17 protein-coding genes and 1 pseudogene are annotated in these 15,022 nt (G+C 74.0%); 15 read left to right on the top strand and 3 right to left on the bottom strand.

The window, feature by feature from the left end; translation table 11 throughout:
* Nucleotides 1-472: pseudogene (locus GUY59_RS02650) on the top strand (MFS transporter); the annotation flags it as partial.
* Here the strand turns inward: GUY59_RS02650 and GUY59_RS02655 are convergent.
* A complete protein-coding gene (locus GUY59_RS02655) occupies nucleotides 396-1,346 on the bottom strand; it encodes an alpha/beta fold hydrolase (protein ID WP_236666776.1) in 951 nt (316 codons plus the stop codon). The pseudogene GUY59_RS02650 and the gene GUY59_RS02655 overlap by 77 nt on opposite strands.
* Nucleotides 1,347-1,483: 137 nt before the next feature.
* Between GUY59_RS02655 and GUY59_RS02660 the strand changes: the two genes are divergently transcribed.
* The 6 genes from GUY59_RS02660 (at nucleotide 1,484) to GUY59_RS02685 (ending at nucleotide 5,990) form a co-directional block, all read left to right on the top strand.
* A complete protein-coding gene (locus GUY59_RS02660; RefSeq protein WP_138198717.1) occupies nucleotides 1,484-1,978 on the top strand; it encodes a hypothetical protein in 495 nt (164 codons plus the stop codon).
* Nucleotides 1,979-2,210: 232 nt separating this feature from the next.
* Complete coding sequence (locus tag GUY59_RS02665) at nucleotides 2,211-2,360, top strand: hypothetical protein (protein ID WP_161714349.1); 150 nt, start codon at nucleotides 2,211-2,213, stop codon at nucleotides 2,358-2,360.
* 2 nt (nucleotides 2,361-2,362) lie between these two features.
* On the top strand, nucleotides 2,363-3,385 hold the full coding sequence (locus GUY59_RS02670) for a small ribosomal subunit Rsm22 family protein (protein WP_171055270.1): 1,023 nt from the start codon (nucleotides 2,363-2,365) through the stop codon (nucleotides 3,383-3,385).
* A gap of 127 nt (nucleotides 3,386-3,512) precedes the next feature.
* Nucleotides 3,513-4,232 carry a polyprenyl diphosphate synthase gene (gene uppS, locus GUY59_RS02675; protein ID WP_138198804.1) on the top strand — a complete coding sequence of 240 codons (720 nt, stop codon included), beginning with the start codon at nucleotides 3,513-3,515 and terminating at the stop codon, nucleotides 4,230-4,232.
* Between the two features lie 44 nt (nucleotides 4,233-4,276).
* Nucleotides 4,277-5,062: a GNAT family N-acetyltransferase gene (locus GUY59_RS02680; protein WP_138198718.1), complete on the top strand. Its 786-nt coding sequence runs from the start codon at nucleotides 4,277-4,279 to the stop codon at nucleotides 5,060-5,062.
* Between the two features lie 43 nt (nucleotides 5,063-5,105).
* Nucleotides 5,106-5,990 carry a pentapeptide repeat-containing protein gene (locus tag GUY59_RS02685; protein ID WP_138198719.1) on the top strand — a complete coding sequence of 295 codons (885 nt, stop codon included), beginning with the start codon at nucleotides 5,106-5,108 and terminating at the stop codon, nucleotides 5,988-5,990.
* 56 nt (nucleotides 5,991-6,046) lie between these two features.
* Here GUY59_RS02685 and GUY59_RS02690 read toward each other — a convergent pair whose 3' ends face one another.
* Nucleotides 6,047-6,550, bottom strand: coding sequence for a MarR family winged helix-turn-helix transcriptional regulator (locus GUY59_RS02690; RefSeq protein ID WP_138198720.1), 504 nt, complete (start codon nucleotides 6,548-6,550; stop codon nucleotides 6,047-6,049).
* 59 nt (nucleotides 6,551-6,609) lie between these two features.
* On the opposite strand from GUY59_RS02690, the gene GUY59_RS02695 reads away from it, so the two are divergent.
* From GUY59_RS02695 to GUY59_RS02715, 5 genes are all read left to right on the top strand, one after another.
* Nucleotides 6,610-7,524, top strand: a complete 915-nt coding sequence (locus tag GUY59_RS02695; protein WP_138198721.1) for an EamA family transporter — start codon at nucleotides 6,610-6,612, stop codon at nucleotides 7,522-7,524.
* Nucleotides 7,525-7,529: 5 nt separating this feature from the next.
* Nucleotides 7,530-8,168 carry an NAD(P)-dependent oxidoreductase gene (locus tag GUY59_RS02700; protein WP_138198722.1) on the top strand — a complete coding sequence of 213 codons (639 nt, stop codon included), beginning with the start codon at nucleotides 7,530-7,532 and terminating at the stop codon, nucleotides 8,166-8,168.
* Between the two features lie 74 nt (nucleotides 8,169-8,242).
* Nucleotides 8,243-9,106 carry an SMP-30/gluconolactonase/LRE family protein gene (locus GUY59_RS02705; protein ID WP_138198723.1) on the top strand — a complete coding sequence of 288 codons (864 nt, stop codon included), beginning with the start codon at nucleotides 8,243-8,245 and terminating at the stop codon, nucleotides 9,104-9,106.
* Nucleotides 9,107-9,177: 71 nt separating this feature from the next.
* Complete coding sequence (locus tag GUY59_RS02710) at nucleotides 9,178-9,747, top strand: TetR/AcrR family transcriptional regulator (RefSeq protein WP_138198724.1); 570 nt, start codon at nucleotides 9,178-9,180, stop codon at nucleotides 9,745-9,747.
* 300 nt (nucleotides 9,748-10,047) lie between these two features.
* Nucleotides 10,048-11,241, top strand: coding sequence for a cytochrome P450 family protein (locus GUY59_RS02715; protein ID WP_138198725.1), 1,194 nt, complete (start codon nucleotides 10,048-10,050; stop codon nucleotides 11,239-11,241).
* 6 nt (nucleotides 11,242-11,247) lie between these two features.
* Here GUY59_RS02715 and GUY59_RS02720 read toward each other — a convergent pair whose 3' ends face one another.
* Nucleotides 11,248-12,000, bottom strand: coding sequence for an NAD-dependent epimerase/dehydratase family protein (locus GUY59_RS02720; RefSeq protein ID WP_161714350.1), 753 nt, complete (start codon nucleotides 11,998-12,000; stop codon nucleotides 11,248-11,250).
* Between the two features lie 235 nt (nucleotides 12,001-12,235).
* Here GUY59_RS02720 and GUY59_RS02725 point away from each other — a divergent pair, with 235 nt between their 5' ends.
* The 3 genes from GUY59_RS02725 (at nucleotide 12,236) to GUY59_RS02735 (ending at nucleotide 14,923) form a co-directional block, all read left to right on the top strand.
* Nucleotides 12,236-13,042, top strand: a complete 807-nt coding sequence (locus tag GUY59_RS02725; protein WP_138198727.1) for a putative protein N(5)-glutamine methyltransferase — start codon at nucleotides 12,236-12,238, stop codon at nucleotides 13,040-13,042.
* Nucleotides 13,043-13,289: 247 nt separating this feature from the next.
* Nucleotides 13,290-13,529 carry a hypothetical protein gene (locus tag GUY59_RS02730; protein ID WP_138198728.1) on the top strand — a complete coding sequence of 80 codons (240 nt, stop codon included), beginning with the start codon at nucleotides 13,290-13,292 and terminating at the stop codon, nucleotides 13,527-13,529.
* A 293-nt stretch (nucleotides 13,530-13,822) separates the two neighbouring features.
* Entirely contained in the window at nucleotides 13,823-14,923 is a 1,101-nt protein-coding gene (locus GUY59_RS02735) for an esterase-like activity of phytase family protein (RefSeq protein WP_138198729.1), read from the top strand.
* Nucleotides 14,924-15,022 lie beyond the last annotated feature (99 nt).

Here is a 15,022-nt window from a genome sequence, read left to right on the forward strand (position 1 = left end):
GATCTGGGTGGTGGGCGCGGTCATCGATCGGGCCCTGCGTGTGACGCTCGTGGTGGTGCTGGCCGTGGTGGCGGGGGCGATGGCCGTGCTGGGCACGATCGGCGGGCCGGTCTCCCTGGTGGCGGTGGTGTTGTGGGGCGCCGCCTTCGGCGGTGTGCCGACGTTGTTGCAGACGGCGCTGGTGACGGTGTCAGGGCCGCGGAACGCCGACGTGGCCACCTCCATGCAGACGACGGTGTACAACGCCGGCATCGCGGGTGGGTCGCTGGCCGGCGGGCTGGTGCTGGAGGGGGCCGGCGCGGGCGCGCTGCCGTGGACGGCCCTGCCGCTGGTGGCGCTCGCCCTGGCGATCGTGCTCGCGGCGCGCGGGCGCGCCTTCCCCGGCCGCCGGGCCGCTAGAAGCCGTGCCTGGCCAGGGGCTCGACGAGTTCGCGCTCCTCGTACGACAGGTGGGACAGCAGGCTGTCGGTGAGCAGGTCCACGGCGGCGCGCAGGGCGCCGACGCCGCCCGGTTCCCCTCCTCGGGCCGCTCCAGCGGGGGCAGATGACCCGTGTCCTGCAGGTCGAGCCGGCGGGCGCCGGGGACGCCCGCGGCGAGCAGGCCGGACACGTCCTGGATGCCGGGCACGTCCGACAGGCCGTTGATCACCAGGGTCGGCGCGGCGATCTCGGTCAGACGGGTGGCCGCGGGCGGATCGAGCTCGCGTTCGGCCGGCCGGGGGCCGGACCACGACCGTTCGACACCAGCCGGCACATCTCCACCGCCGCCGCCCACACCTCGTCGGAGAGGGCGTCGCGGCCACGGCCGGGGCCCGCGACCTGCCACAGCGTGTGGTCCTCGGCCATCGCGCGCACGTCGGCCGGATCGACGCGATCCGCGGTGCCTGCGCGGTAGCGGGCCAGCCGGTCGGCCGGAACCGAGCTGTGAAACGCTCGCGGGCCTGGTCGAGCATCTCCCGCGGCCACTGGTGACCGGTCAGTCCGGAGCCGATCAGGACGAGCGCGGCGACCCGCGAAGGGGCGGCGAGCGCGGCCTCCACGGCGTACGCGCCGCCCATGGACGAGCCGATCAGGGCCGCCCGCTCGATCCGCGCGGCGTCCATGAGGGCGAGCAGGTCCTCGTGGTGGCAGACTTCGTCGTCGTCGTCGTCGTCGTCGGCGTCGCCGGACCGGCCGTGGCCGCGCATGGCGTAGCGGACCACGGGGTGGCGACGTGACAGCGCCGCGAACTGGTGGTCCCACACGCGCATGTCGGCCACCGCCGCGTGCAGCAGCACCACGGTGCCCACGGGCTCTTCGGGACCGGCTTCTTCCCAGGCGATCCCGACCTCGCCGGCCTTCACCATGCAGCGGACACTAACGCAGGGCGGGGCGGGGGAGCGCGGCCGTTCGCCAGTGCGCAGCGCGGAACGGCTCCGCAGGGGGAGGATCATCCCCCTGACGGGGGAGCCCCGGCGGCGGGCCCCTCGGCAGAGTCGATGCCATGAGAATCGTGATGGCGGGCATCGCATGGACCGGTCTGTACGTGGCGTCGAAGGTGGTCTACGCCCTGGAGGGCAGGCTGGGCGTCACCGGCGGGCCACAGGTGTCCCCGAACAGCTACGACGCGTACGGGCCTGGCGAGGTGGCGCTGGCCCAATGGGGAAACGTGGCGTCCGGGGTGGTGATCATGGCGATCCTGCTGGCGGGACGGATCCGGTTCACGAGGCGCCTGCCGTACCTGGTGGTGCTGTGGCTGCACGGGGCGTGCACGGCGGTAGCCGCCGTGGGGGCGGTGGGGATGACGGGCGGCGCGCTGCTGACCGGCCGCGGGGGCGCGGTCTTCGGCGCCTACTGCGCCGTGTGGGCGGTGCTGCTGTTCCTGGCCACGCGTGACGTACGCCGCAGGCACCACGCGCGGCGGCCGCTCGGTGAGCCGAAAAGCGGTGGCCGCGCCTCCGCCCGCCATCAGAGAATCGGAGGCGCCCGGGAACGGTGACACCGGATGGAGAGGGGTCCGTATGCGCGCCTGTGAGCTCATCGCCGCCGCTTCGAGGCGAGGGTACGAGACACCTCACTGACGTGGCCTGCTCATCGGACCGCCGCGCCGGCGGTCCGATGCGGGTCCCCTGCCGGCACGAGGCCGCCGGATTCCCTCCGGCGTCTGAGGCTCCTCGCCTGGAGCGGTCGCACGCGCACACGACCGTTTCCCTCCCGTCCGAGGAGTTCTTTTGCGTGCACTCAGCTCCGCGCGTCCCGGCGCGGACTTCACCATTCCCGGTGACGGCATCCCCGTCATCCACCCGGCCTTCTTCCCGCTCGCCACCGGTGAGGCGCTCGCCGGCCCGGCCCTCGTACCCACCGGTGCGGGGGAGTGGTGAGCGTGTCCCTGCTTCCCCGTGAGCTCAGGGCCGGGCTCGACCGGGAGCTCGCCCGTCACCCGGCGCGTGACCTGGCGGAGGCGGCGGCGCGGCTCAGCGAGCGTTACCGCGCGGGCGCCGCCCCCGGAGGCGTGTACCTGCGCGGCGAGACCGACGTCGCCGCCTACGCCGGGGTGCGCATGCCCGCCACCTACGCCGCCACCGCCGCCGCACTGCACCGGGCGGCGGTGCCGGGTTTCCTGCCCCGTGGGCATCTCGACGTCGGCGGCGGCACCGGTGCGGCGATCTGGGCGGCGGCCGGCGCCTGGCCGTCCATCGAGCAGGTCACCGTCGTCGAACGCGACCCGCACGCCATCGACCTGGGCCGCCGCCTGGCCCGGACCTCGCCGGCGCTGCGCGGGGCGACGTGGCGGCGGGCGCCCGCCGGCCCCGGTCTCGACCGCCCCGCGGCCGACCTCGTCACCATGGCGTACGCCCTGGGCGAGCTTCCCCCGGAGGATCGTCCGGCGGCCGTGCGCTGGCTGGCCGCGGACGCCGCCATGGTGGTCATCGTCGAGCCCGGCACCCCCGCCGGCTACGCCACCATCGCCGCGGCCCGGGAGGTCCTGGCGGCGAACGGCCTGACCATCGTCGCCCCCTGCCCTCACGACGGGCCCTGTCCGATCCGCCGGGGTGAGGATTGGTGCCACTTCTCGGTACGGCTGCCCCGGAGCGCCCTGCACCGCAGGGTCAAGGCGGGCACTCTCGGCTTCGAGGACGAGAGGTTCTCCTATGTGGCCGCCACGACGACGAGGTGGCCGAGGGCCGGCGCCAGGGTCCTGCGCCACCCGCGCACGCGTAAGGGCATGGTGTCCCTGCGGGTGTGCACGGACGAGGAGTCGGTACGCGACGTGACGGTTTCCAGACGGCAGGGCGGGCTCTACCGGCTGGCCAGGGACACCGGCTGGGGCGACGCCTGGCCGCGTACCGGTGAGGAGGGGACGAGACGCCCTAGAAGGCGCATCCAAGCGTTCATGGAGCAGTGAGAGGCAGGTAGCGTCCGGCAATATCAGGAAAGATCCGGTACCAGTCGGTCAGGCACGCCATGCTGGTGGGGTGCAGACGACTGACCTCCTTCACGCCTTTTACGCCCGGCGCCTGCGCCGGCAGGTCATGGCGGGCCCTCTTCCGGGGCACGTCGGCCTGATCATGGACGGCAACCGGCGCTGGGCCAAACAGAAGGGCCTGGCGCACCCGGGCCTCGGCCACAAAGCCGGCGCCGAGCACATCGCCGACGTCCTGTCGTGGTGCGAGGCCCTGGGCATCAAGCATCTGACCGTGTTCCTCTGCTCGACGGAGAACCTCGAGCGCCGCGGCGACGAGGAGGTGACGTCGCTGCTGGGCGTGATCGAGCGCATGGTCGCCGACCAGCTCGACCGGCCCGACGCCCGCTGGCAGGTCCACGTCGCCGGGATGCTCGACACGCTGCCCGACACCACGGCCCGCGCGCTCAAGAGCGCCGTCGAGGCCACCCGTACGTGCGCCACCGGCTTCCACCTTACCCTGGCGATCGGGTACGGCGGCCGCCAGGAGGTCGTCGACGCCCTGCGCGAGCTGCTGTACGAGCGGGCCGAGTCGGGGCAGTCCATGGTGGAGCTGGCCTCGACGCTGACCGTCGACGACATCACCCCGCACCTGTACACCGCCGGGCAGCCCGACCCCGACCTGGTGATCCGCACCAGCGGTGAACAGCGGCTGTCGAACTTCCTGCTCTGGCAGTCGGCCTACTCCGAGCTGTACTTCTGCGAGGCGTACTGGCCAGCCTTCCGCGAGATCGACTTCTTGCGCGCGCTGCGGAGCTTCGCGGCGCGGCAGCGGCGCTACGGCGGCTGACAAACGGGTTTGCCCGGCGCACGCCGAACTGCTGAGCTGTCAGGATGGATCCTGACGAGGTACTGTCCCTGTTCGACCGGCGGCTGCGGCGGGAGGCCCGCCCCGACGGGCCGGGGCGGCGGATCGAGCGGACGGGCGGCGTGGTGCGCCAGACCGGCCCCGCGCACGGCTGGAACGGCGTGCTGTGGTCAGACCTCGACGAGGAGGACGCGGACCCGGCGATCGCCGTGCAGGTGCGGCACTTCGGGTCGCTGGGGCTGGCGTTCGAGTGGAAGCTGTACGCCCACGACCGCCCCGCCGACCTCGGCGACCGGCTGCTGGCCGCCGGGTTCACCGCCGGTCCCGAGGAGACGGTCATGGTGGCCGAGGCCGCCGCGATCGCGGCCGGGCCGCCCGCCGGGCCGCTCGCCGTGCCGGAGGGCGTCCGCCTGATCCCGGTGACCACAGCCGGCGACGTGGAGCTCATGGCCGGCGTGCACGAGCGCGCGTTCGGCACGGACGGCGGCGACCACCTCAGACGGCACCTTCTCGACGGGCTCGCGGACGGCACGCTCAACGCCGTGCTCGCCCTGTCCGGCGACGTACCGGTCAGCGCGGCGCGGATGGACCTGCACCCCGGCACCGGCTTCGCCGGCCTGTGGGGCGGCGGCACCGTCCCCGGACGGCGCGGGAGGGGCCTCTACCGCGCGCTGGTCGCCTGGCGTGCCCGGGAGGCGGCCGCGCGCGGCTACACCCACCTGCAGGTGGACGCGTCCAGCCGGAGCCGGCCCATCCTGGAGCGGCTCGGGTTCACGCCGCTCACCACGACGACGCCGTACACACACAGTTGAATAAGGTGAAGCGTCACGTTTCGTCGTACGCGAGGAGCAGCAGTTGCCCGGAACGAACCCGCGTGAGCTCGGCCTGCTGGCCGACTGCGAGAGCTGCTTCGGGCTGTGCTGCGTGGCGCTGCCGTTCTCGGCATCGGCGGACTTCGCGGCCGACAAGGACGCCGGGCAGCCCTGCCACCACCTGCGCGACGACTTCCGCTGCTCCATCCATGACCGGCTCAGGCAGAGCGGCTTCGCCGGGTGCACGGTCTTCGAGTGCTTCGGTGCGGGGCAGAAGGTCTCCCAGGTCACGTTCGAGGGCACGAGCTGGCGGGAGGCGCCGGGGACGGCCCGGCGGATGTACACCGTGTTCCCGGTCATGCGGCAGCTGCACGAGCTGCTGTGGTATCTGGCGGAGGCGCTGGCGCTCGACACCGCCCGGCCCCTGCACGCGGAGCTGGCCCAGGCCCTCGCCGGCACCGAGCGCCTCACCCTGCTGGACGCCGGCGAACTGGAGAAGCTCGACGTGGAGGCGGAGCGCGTGCGCGTCAACACGCTGCTGCTGAAGGTCAGCGAGCTGGTCAGGGCCGGGAGGGGCGGCAAGGACCGCAGGGGAGCCGACCTGATCGGAGCCCGTCTGGCCGGGGCCGACCTGCGCGCGGCCAGCCTGCGCGGCGCCTACCTGATCGGGGCCGACCTGAGGGGCGCCGACCTGCGCCAGGCCGACCTCATCGGGGCGGACCTGCGGGGGGCCGACCTGTCGGGCGCCGACCTCACCGGCGCGTTGTTCCTCACCCAGCCCCAGCTCGACTCCGCCAGGGGCGACACCGCGACCCGCCTCCCCGCCGCCCTCACCCGCCCGGCGCACTGGGCGGCCCCGCAGGAACGGGCGTCGCGGCCCCGCACCAGGGGCGGAGGAAGGGCGCGCGGCGCCGGCCGCCGCCGCTGAACCCCGCCCTCCTGCGCGCCCGCGACGCGGGCACGTCCTCCTGAGGCGTGCACGCCTCAGGAGGGGCCGGTCGTGTCGCCGAGGGACTCCAGCAGGTCGCGCAAGGTGGCGGCGAGGTCGTCGCGCCGCTCCTTCGGCAGCGCGGCCAGCACACGCTGCTCCGTCTCGAGGTGGTGCGGCAGCACCCGGTCGATCAACGTGTGCCCCTCGTCCGTGAGCGTCACGTGGACGCCGCGCCCGTCCGAGTCGCTCGGCGTACGGGTCACCAGGCCGCGCGCCTCCAGGCGGTCGAGCCGCTGCGTGATGGCCCCCGAGGTCACCATGGAAGCGCGCATCAGCTCCGCGGGCGTCAGGCGGTGCGGCGGGTCGCTGCGGCGCAGCGTGGCCAGCACGTCGAAGGAGGCGGGGTCGAGTCCGTGGGCCTCGAAGGTCCGGCGCAGCTCCACGGTGATCAGCCACGACAGCCGCGACAGGCGGCCGATGATCGCCATGGGGGAGACGTCCAGGTCGGGGCGCTGCGCGGCCCACTGTTCGAGCACGAGGTCGACGTGATCTGACACTGCTCCAGCCTAGCGATGTCTTAGCGGTGAGGTACATCACCTAGGCAAATATCTTAGCGATGAGTTACTTTGCCTTAGTGCTAAGGAATGGGCTGGGAATCGTGTTACTGACCGCGTTGACCCCCTCCATCTGGGGGACGACCTACCTCGTCACCACCGAGCTGCTGCCGCCCGACCGGCCCTTGCTGGCGGCGTTGGTCCGGGCCCTGCCCGCCGGCCTGCTCCTCCTGGCGATCAACAGGCGCCTGCCCGAGGGCATCTGGTGGTGGCGTGCGCTGGTGCTGGGGGCGCTGAACATCGGGGTGTTCTTCGCCCTGCTGTTCGTGGGCGCCTACCGGCTGCCCGGCGGGGTGGCCGCGACCGTCGGCGCCATCCAGCCCCTGCTGGTCGCGCTGCTGTCGGCCGGGCTGCTCGCCGAGCGCCTGTCCCTGCGCACCGCGCTGTCGGCCGTGGTGGGCGTGGCCGGGGTCGGCCTGCTCGTGCTGCGCGCCGACGCGCGGCTCGACGCGCTCGGGGTCGCCGCGGCGCTCGGAGGAGCCGCCGTCATGGCCACAGGAGTTGTGCTGAGCAAGCGGTGGCGTTCGCCCGCGCCGCTGCTGGCCACCACCGGCTGGCAGCTCGTGGCGGGCGGCCTGCTGCTGCTCCCCGTCGCCCTGCTCGTCGAAGGGCCGCCGCCGGCCACGCTCACCGCCGCCAACCTCGCCGGGTACGCCTACCTCACCGTCATCGGTTCCGCCTTCGCCTACGCCTTGTGGTTCTGGGGTCTGGGACGGCTGACGGCGACCCAGGTGACGTTCCTCGGCCTGCTCAGCCCCGTGGTCGCCACCGCACTCGGCTGGCTGGTGCTCGGCCAGCACCTCACCGCCGCCCAGGCGGTCGGCGCGGTCGTCGTCCTGACCGCGCTCGTCGCCGCCCAGCTCCGCCCCGCCCGGCCGCGGCCGGCGCAGGCCGTTCTGGCGGGAAAGGAAACCTGACCGTCATGCGCATCACCCTCTTCGGCGCCACCGGCGCCGTCGGCGGCAGGGCGCTGGCCGAGGCGCTCTCGCGAGGCCACGACGTCACCGCCGTCGTCCGCGACCCCGCACTGCCGGCCGCGGCGCACCCGGGCGCCAAGGTGCGTCGCGGCGACGCGTCGGACCTCGCCGACGTCATCGCGTTCAGCGCGGGGCAGGACCTCGTCATCAGCGCCACCCGCCCCGCGCGGGGCCAGGAGGACGACCTGGTGACCACCGCCGGTTCGCTGCTGTCCGGGGTCTCGGTCACCGGCGTGCGGCTTCTGCTCGTCGGCGGCGCGGCCGGGCTGACCGTGCCCGGCACCGGCGGGCTCACCCTCGTCGAGACCCCGGACTTCCCGTCCTCCTGGAGGCCCGTCGCGCTGGCCTGCCACGCCCAGCTCGCCGCCTGCCGCGCGGCGTCGCGCGCCGACTGGACGTACGTGAGCCCGCCGGCGCTGCTGGAGCCGGGCGAGCGCACCGGACGCTACCGGCTCGGCGCCGACGAGCTGCTGGTGGGCGCGGACGGCCGGTCGGCCATCTCCCTGGAGGACTTCGCCGTGGCGCTCATCGACGAGGCCGAACATCCCCGGCATCGGCGGTGCGGGTTCACGGTGGCGTACTGACGCCGCGGCGTTCTCGCCGGCCGCCGTTAGAGTCGTGCACCACGCACCCGGGATCACGACGAGGAGAGCGCCTCATGACCATCGCCGCGTACACCGTGACCGATCCCATCGCCGAGCACGGCGAGGGGCCCGTCTGGTCCAGCCGCTGGGGCGGGCTGCGCTGGGTCGACATGCTCGCCGGCGACGTGCTCGCGCTGGACGCAGGCGGCGGGGTGCGCCGCCGGCACGCCGGGTCGCTGGCCGCCGTCGTACGGCCCCGCGTGTCCGGCGGGTACGTGGTCGCCGCCGAGCGCGAGCTGCTCCTGTCCGGCTCCGACGACCTCGACGCCCCGCTGCGCTCCCTGGGCGAGGCGTGGACCGACCCCTCCGTCCGGATGAACGAGGGCGGCTGCGACCCTGACGGCCGCTTCTACATCGGCAGCATGGCCTACGACGCCGCTCCTGGTCGCGGCTCGTTCTATGTGGCGGGTCCCGGCGGGGAGCTGAGCGTGGTGCTGCCCGGGGTGACGATCTCCAACGGGTTCGATTTCAGCCCCGACGGGAGCCTCGCCTACTACGCCGACACCGCGACCGGCCGCGTGGACGTGCTCGACTACACCCCGGACGGCGGGCTGAGCGGCCGGCGGCCGTTCGCCGTCGTCGACCCCGGCCAGGGCGCGCCCGACGGCCTGACCGTGGACGCCGAGGGCGGGGTGTGGGTGGCGTTGTGGCAGGGCGGGGCCGTGCACCGGTACGACGCGGGCGGCCGGCTCGACGCGGTCATCACGCTGCCCGTACGCAAGGTCACGGCGGTGGCGTTCGGCGGCGCCGGCCTCGACCGGCTGTTCATCACGACCTCCGCGCTAGACGTCGACAGGGCCGAGCAGCCGGCCGCGGGCGCCCTGTTCGCCGCCGACCCCGGTGTGCGCGGCCGGCCCGTCCTGTCCGCGGCTCTCTGACCTCCGGTTTGCGTGACCGCGCCGCTCCAGGCTAAACCTAGGATTCGTAGGCTGACGGACGGGAGGTGGGCATGGCGCGTGCCGGACTGACCGCCGACCGGGTGACGGAGGCGGCGGCCGACCTGGCCGACGTGGTCGGGTTCGACAACGTCACGCTGTCGGCGCTGGCGCGCGGCTTCGGCGTCGCCGACGCGAGCCTCTACTCCCACGTCAGGAACATGCGCGACCTGCGCACCCGCGTGGCCGTGCGCGCCGCTGCCGAACTGGGCGACCGCCTCGCGGCGGCCACCGCGGGCCGGGCGGGCAAGGAGTCGCTGGCCGGGTTCGCCAACGCGTGGCGCGACTTCGCGCGCGAATGCCCCGGCCGCTACCAGGCCACCCAGATGGCCGTCGACCCCGAGGTCGTCGCCGCGTCCCCCGGCCACCAGCGGATCATGGCCATCGCCTACGCCCACCTGAGCGCGTACGCGCTGCCCGAGCCCGACCTGACCGACGCCATCCGCCTGCTGCGCAGCACGTACCAGGGCTTCTTCGCCATCGAGGCGAGCAGCGGGTTCGACCACCCGCGCGATCTGCAGGCCTCGTGGGAGAAGATCCTCGACGCGCTCGACAGCGCGCTCACGCACTGGCGCGTGTCCTAGCCCGCCCCGCCCCGGCCTGTGCCTGGACGGCGTGACGTTGGCGGGGGCGGCGTCCAGCGCTCGCCGGCGGACGGGAAGGGCCGCCCGCGGCCTCGGCCGGATGCCTGTTGCGGCCACCGCCGCCACGTGAGCGGGCGGTGTACGACGAGGCGCCGGCGTGAACGTCGCCCATGGCTTGGACCGCACGGCCCTGCCCTCCGGTTCCCTTCCGCGCGGGATTTCGTGCCCGCGTTGCCGCGTGCCCTGGCATCGGGATACTGTTACCATCGGGATGTTGCAATCATCGGAATGGAGTGGGCGATGACCGAGGTGCCTGAGATCGACCTGGCCGGCCCAGCGGTGCTGGCAGACCCGCTCACCGCGTTCTCGGCGGTGCGCGAGGAGTCGCCCGTGGTGCGGCTGACCGCACCCGGGTTCGGTCCGCTCTGGGCCGTCACGCGGCACGCCGAGGCCAGGGCGATGCTGAGCGACCCGCGCCTGGAGACCGGCGACGGCAGCTACCTGCCCTTCGACGTGCCCGAGCACTGCCGGCCCTACATGCGCACGATGTCCGTGCTCAACGGCCCGGAACACTCCCGGCTGCGCCGCCTGGTCGCGCCCGCGTTCACGCCGCGCAAGGCCGCCGCGTTCGGGCCGCGCATGGAGCGGATCGCCGGCCGCCTCCTCGACGAGCTGCCCGGGCACGCCGCCGAGGACGGCGCCATCGACCTGCTGGCCCATTTCGCGCGACCCCTTCCGATCGAGGTGATCTGTGAGCTGGTCGGCATCCCCGCCACCGACCGCCCCCGCTGGCGCGAGTACGGCGCCGCCGTCGCCGCCGGGCACGGCCAGGGCCTGCGGGAGGCCGTCCCGGCCATCATGGAGGGCGCCACGGCCGCCGTCGCCCGCGGCATCGCCGAGCGCGGCGACGACCTGATCTCCGACCTCGCCCGGATCCTGGAGGAGGACGGTGACCGGCTCAGCGAGGCCGAGCTGGTCACCATGGTCTGGCAGCTGGTCCTGGCCGGGCAGACGCCGACCAACCTCATCGCCAACGCCGTGCACACCCTGCTCGGCCACCCCGGGCAGCTCGCCGCCCTGCGCGCCGGCCCGGAGCTCATGCCGCGCGCCGTCGAGGAGCTGATGCGCTGGTGCGGCCCCCAGCTGCTGACGATCCCGCGCTTCCCCGCCGAGGACGTCGAGATCGGCGGCGTGCCCATCCCCAAGGGGGAGCCGGTCACCGCCGCGATCGCCGCCGTCAACCGCGACCCGCGCGTGTTCGACGATCCCGGCACGTTCGACATCCGGCGGGAGGCGTCCGGTCACCTCGGGTTCGCGCACGGCCCGCACTTCTGCGTCGGAGCCTCGCTGGCCCGGGTGCAGACCGGCGCCGCGCTCGGCGCGCTGCTGCGCCGCTTCCCCGACCTGGCGCTCGCCGGCGACGCCTCCTACACCCCCGACCCGGGCACGCTGCGCCTGGCCTGCCTGCCCGTGAGGCTGGGCCCGGCCGCCTGAAGGCCCTCAGGCCCGCGGGTTGTCCTCGCCGTCGAAGATGCGGCAGATCACTGCCGTGGGCGGTCCGGCGGTGGCCGCGTACGGCTCGCTGTCGTCGCGCGGCTCGTAGCCGAGCTTCCTGGCCGAGGCGAGATCCCAGTGCCGCCGGGTGTTGGCCGACATGCCGAAGTGCACGCTCCACCCCGGGCCGGCCGTCAGCGCCGCCAGCAGCAGCGCTCCCGCGTCCCGGCCGGACAGCCACATGCCCAGGTACCTCGCCTCGTCCAGCGCGTAGCCGGTCGAACCGAGCCGCAGGCAGACCACGGAAGCGCCGGTCAGCTCAGCGTGCAGCCGGCCGAGGTTCTCCGCGATGACCTTGCTGAGCCCGTACGCGCAGCAGGGCCGGGGTTCCCATGCCGGGTCCACCGGACGGTGCTCCGTCCGGTTGTACTCGCCCATGGCGTGCACCGTGCTGGCCAGCACCACCCGTGGCACGCCCTGTCCGGCGGCGGCGTCGAGCACGCGGCGGGTGAGCGTCACGTTGGCGCGGTAGACCTCCTCCCAGGCCGCGTGCGGCCTGGGGTCGCCCGCGAGGTGGACCAGCCCGGACGCCCCGGCCAGTGCCCGCTCGGCCACTCCTGGTTCGGCCAGGTCGGCCACCACGGACTCCTCGCCGGGCAGGGTCGTCCCGGCCACCCGGTCGACGACACGCAGCCGGTGCTCCGCCAGCAGCGCGGGCCGCACCAGGCTGCCCACCCGCCCGAAACCGCCAGTGATCACCACAGGATCCATGCCGTGCCCCGTTCCGCTCTCCACCTCGAATGTAGGCAGGTGATCGGGGGACGGACAGGACCTTTGCGACACGGATCTGCTACCGTGACCATCCCCGAACGGACCGGGCAGGGAGGTGAGACCCATTACCGCTGTGACAGGCTGGGTGCTCCCCTTCCCCGCCAGGCGGGCCACCGGGACCAGGTGACCGCGGGAGCGCCCATCGGCATCCCGGAAGGCTTCCATGTCTGCGTCTTCGTCACCCGTCCAGACCGCTGAGATCGTCACGAGGCTGCGCGCCGCGGGATGCGTGTTCGCGGAGGACGAGGCGGCATTGCTCGTCTCCACCGCGTCCACTCCCGAGGCCCTGGCCGCCATGGTCGCCAGGCGAGTCGCCGGCGAGCCGCTCGAACACGTGCTGGGCTGGGCGGAGTTCTGTGGCCTGCGCGTCGTCGTCGAGCCGGGGGTGTTCGTGCCCCGGCCGCGCACGGAGTTCCTCGTCCGCAGGGCCGTCGCACTGGCCCGCGCGACCGCCGGCCCACCCGTGGTTCTCGACCTGTGCTGCGGCACGGGCGCGATGGGCGCCGCCGTCATCGCCCAGCTCGCCGCCGCTGGGGCAGGCGAGGCCGAGGTGCACGCCGCCGACCTCGACCCGGCCGCCGTGCGTTGCGCCCGGCGCAACCTCCCAGGCGCGCACGTCTACGAGGGCGACCTGTTCGAGCCGCTGCCCTCCTCCCTGCGCGGCCGCGTCGGCCTGCTCGTCGTCAGCCCGCCGTACGTGCCGTCGGAGTCGATCGGCCTGCTGCCGCCCGAGGCCAGACTGCACGAGCCGCTGATGGCGCTCGACGGAGGCGGCGACGGGCTCGACGTCGCCCGGCGGGTGGTCGCCGAGGCGCCGCGGTGGCTGGCGTCGGGCGGCCACCTGCTGGTCGAGACCAGCGAACGACAGGCGGAGGCCACCGCCGCGGCCCTGGCGGCGGCCGGGCTGCGCGCCCGCGCGGAGTGGTCCGAGGAACTCGACGCCACCGCCGTCATCGGCACCCGCCCCTGACCCCCGCACACGTGACCGCCGGCCGACGGCGTCGGGGGTCAGGGCCTGCCCGCGGATGATCGGCGGGTCGTCGAAGGAGGACCATCGGCGCCCAGCCGTCCGGGCAGATCGTGCAGACCGGGCCCGACGCCGTGAAGACGCCGCCGGGCGCGTGCACCGACAGCACCTGGCGCACCGACACGGTCGACTTCTTCGCGCCCGCCATGACGCGGAGGCGCACCGGCGCGGCCTTCTACAAGGCGCGGGTGTGGAGCCCGCACCACGGCGGCCCCGGCCAGAGCCGCGCGGCACGGTGTGGGACCGCACCCGTGGCCCACCGGGCGCCTGGGCTTCCGGCGCGACCGGGATCGACGCGAACGGCGGCATCTCCGACGTGTCGGCGGCGGCGCTGCCGGACGGGAGCCCGCACGTGCGGACGCTGGTGCCGGGGGCGGCGTCTGGGACCGTACGCGCAGCGCGGCCGGGGCCTGGGACGGCGCGGGGGTGAAGGCCGACGGCGACGCCAGTGTGCTGGCCTCCTCGGCCGCGGCGCTCCAGGACGGCACCTTGCCTATTTTCACGCTTCCTGACATTTCCTAATCTCCGGAAAATGTCAGGCGAAAGCCCAGAATAAGGGAATTCCCCTGAATTCTGAGGCGACCTTCGCTTGTGTCGTCCGTGGACTTCCCCGCTGATCCGCGATTTCATGTCCTCCGTCGATTTCGCTCGACGGCCAGGGGAAATACGGGGGATCATATGGGTCGTACGCGGAAAATCATACAAATAACCATCACCTTCGCGATGGTGGTCAGCGCCGCGCCACCCGCGGCCGCCCGGAGCGCGCCGGCGGAGGTCCGGATCACACGTTTCCTGGGCGAGCAGCGGGTGCCGCACCTGGTGCAGTTCGCGGGGACCACCGTGGGCGGTCTGTCCGGCCTCGACCGCGACCCCCGCACCGACACGTGGTATTTCGTCTCCGACGACCGGTGGCGCTACAACCCCGCCCGCTACTACACCGGGCGGCTCGACATCGACCGCCGGTCGGGCGCCTTTCACGGTGTGCGCCTGACGGGGGTGACGACGATGTTGCGGGCCGACGGGTCACCGTACCCCGCCTACGGCAGGCCGGGGTCGGCCGACCCGGAGTCCATCAGGTACGACCGGTGGAACCGGCGGCTGCTCTGGGGCGACGAAGGGGACCGCCCCGACACCCGCAATCCCGATATTCCGCTTTCACCCCCGGCGGTGCGCTCGATGGACCTCCGCGGCCGCCACACGAACGTCCTGCCGTTGCCGGCCAACCTGCGGCTCACCACGGCCGACCGGGGGCCCCGGCGCAACTCCGGCTTCGAAGGCCTGGCCGTCTCCAGGCGTACGATCACCGCCGTGACCGAGGGCCCGCGCTACGAGGACGGTCAGCCGCCGACGGCCGAGCGCGGCGCGCCCGCGCGGCTGACCGTCTGGAACCGCCAGGGCGTCCTGCGCGGCCAGTACGCCTACCCGCTCGACCCGCTGCCCGCCGCGCCCGTCCCCGCGTCCGGGCAGTCGGACACCGGCGTGTCGGAGCTGCTGCCCATCGACGGGTCCCGCTTCCTGACACTGGAGCGCTCCTGGGTCGAGGGGACCGGCTACCGCGCCAAGATCTACGAGATCGACCTGCGCGGCGCCACCAACGTGCTCGGCACGGCCGCGCTGGCGAGCGGGGGCCCGTACCGCGCGGTGACCAAGCGCCTGGTCTTCGACCTGGGCGCCTTCCGGCCTCCGGTGCAGAACTGGGAGGGCCTGGCCTGGGGGCCGCGCCTGGCCGGCGGCGAGTGCACGCTCGTGGTCGCCTCCGACGACAACTTCGACGAGCGCGAGTCGACCAACTTCCTGGTGTTCGGCGCGACCGGCTGCCGCTGACGCCCCTGCCCCGCTCGGCCCCGCTCGGCCTGGCCCGGCCGTGGAAAGCCGCTGAGGTGGATGACCTCCCGCTCCGGGGTAGCTGTGCGGAACAGAGGC

The sequence above is a fragment of the Nonomuraea sp. K271 genome (genome assembly GCF_009908215.1).
GTDB classification, from domain to species: domain Bacteria; phylum Actinomycetota; class Actinomycetes; order Streptosporangiales; family Streptosporangiaceae; genus Nonomuraea; species Nonomuraea longispora.

Excerpts from the sequence above, each read along its gene's own strand:
- GUY59_RS02655 (WP_236666776.1), bottom strand. The coding sequence starts at position 1,346 with ATGGTGAAGGCCGGCGAGGTCGGGATCGCCTGGGAAGAAGCCGGTCCC.
- GUY59_RS02660 (WP_138198717.1), top strand. The coding sequence starts at position 1,484 with ATGAGAATCGTGATGGCGGGCATCGCATGGACCGGTCTGTACGTGGCG.
- uppS (WP_138198804.1), top strand. The coding sequence starts at position 3,513 with ATGGCGGGCCCTCTTCCGGGGCACGTCGGCCTGATCATGGACGGCAAC.
- GUY59_RS02680 (WP_138198718.1), top strand. The coding sequence starts at position 4,277 with ATGGATCCTGACGAGGTACTGTCCCTGTTCGACCGGCGGCTGCGGCGG.
- GUY59_RS02695 (WP_138198721.1), top strand. The coding sequence starts at position 6,610 with ATGAGTTACTTTGCCTTAGTGCTAAGGAATGGGCTGGGAATCGTGTTA.
- GUY59_RS02700 (WP_138198722.1), top strand. The coding sequence starts at position 7,530 with ATGCGCATCACCCTCTTCGGCGCCACCGGCGCCGTCGGCGGCAGGGCG.
- GUY59_RS02705 (WP_138198723.1), top strand. The coding sequence starts at position 8,243 with ATGACCATCGCCGCGTACACCGTGACCGATCCCATCGCCGAGCACGGC.
- GUY59_RS02710 (WP_138198724.1), top strand. The coding sequence starts at position 9,178 with ATGGCGCGTGCCGGACTGACCGCCGACCGGGTGACGGAGGCGGCGGCC.
- GUY59_RS02715 (WP_138198725.1), top strand. The coding sequence starts at position 10,048 with ATGACCGAGGTGCCTGAGATCGACCTGGCCGGCCCAGCGGTGCTGGCA.
- GUY59_RS02725 (WP_138198727.1), top strand. The coding sequence starts at position 12,236 with ATGTCTGCGTCTTCGTCACCCGTCCAGACCGCTGAGATCGTCACGAGG.
- GUY59_RS02735 (WP_138198729.1), top strand. The coding sequence starts at position 13,823 with ATGGTGGTCAGCGCCGCGCCACCCGCGGCCGCCCGGAGCGCGCCGGCG.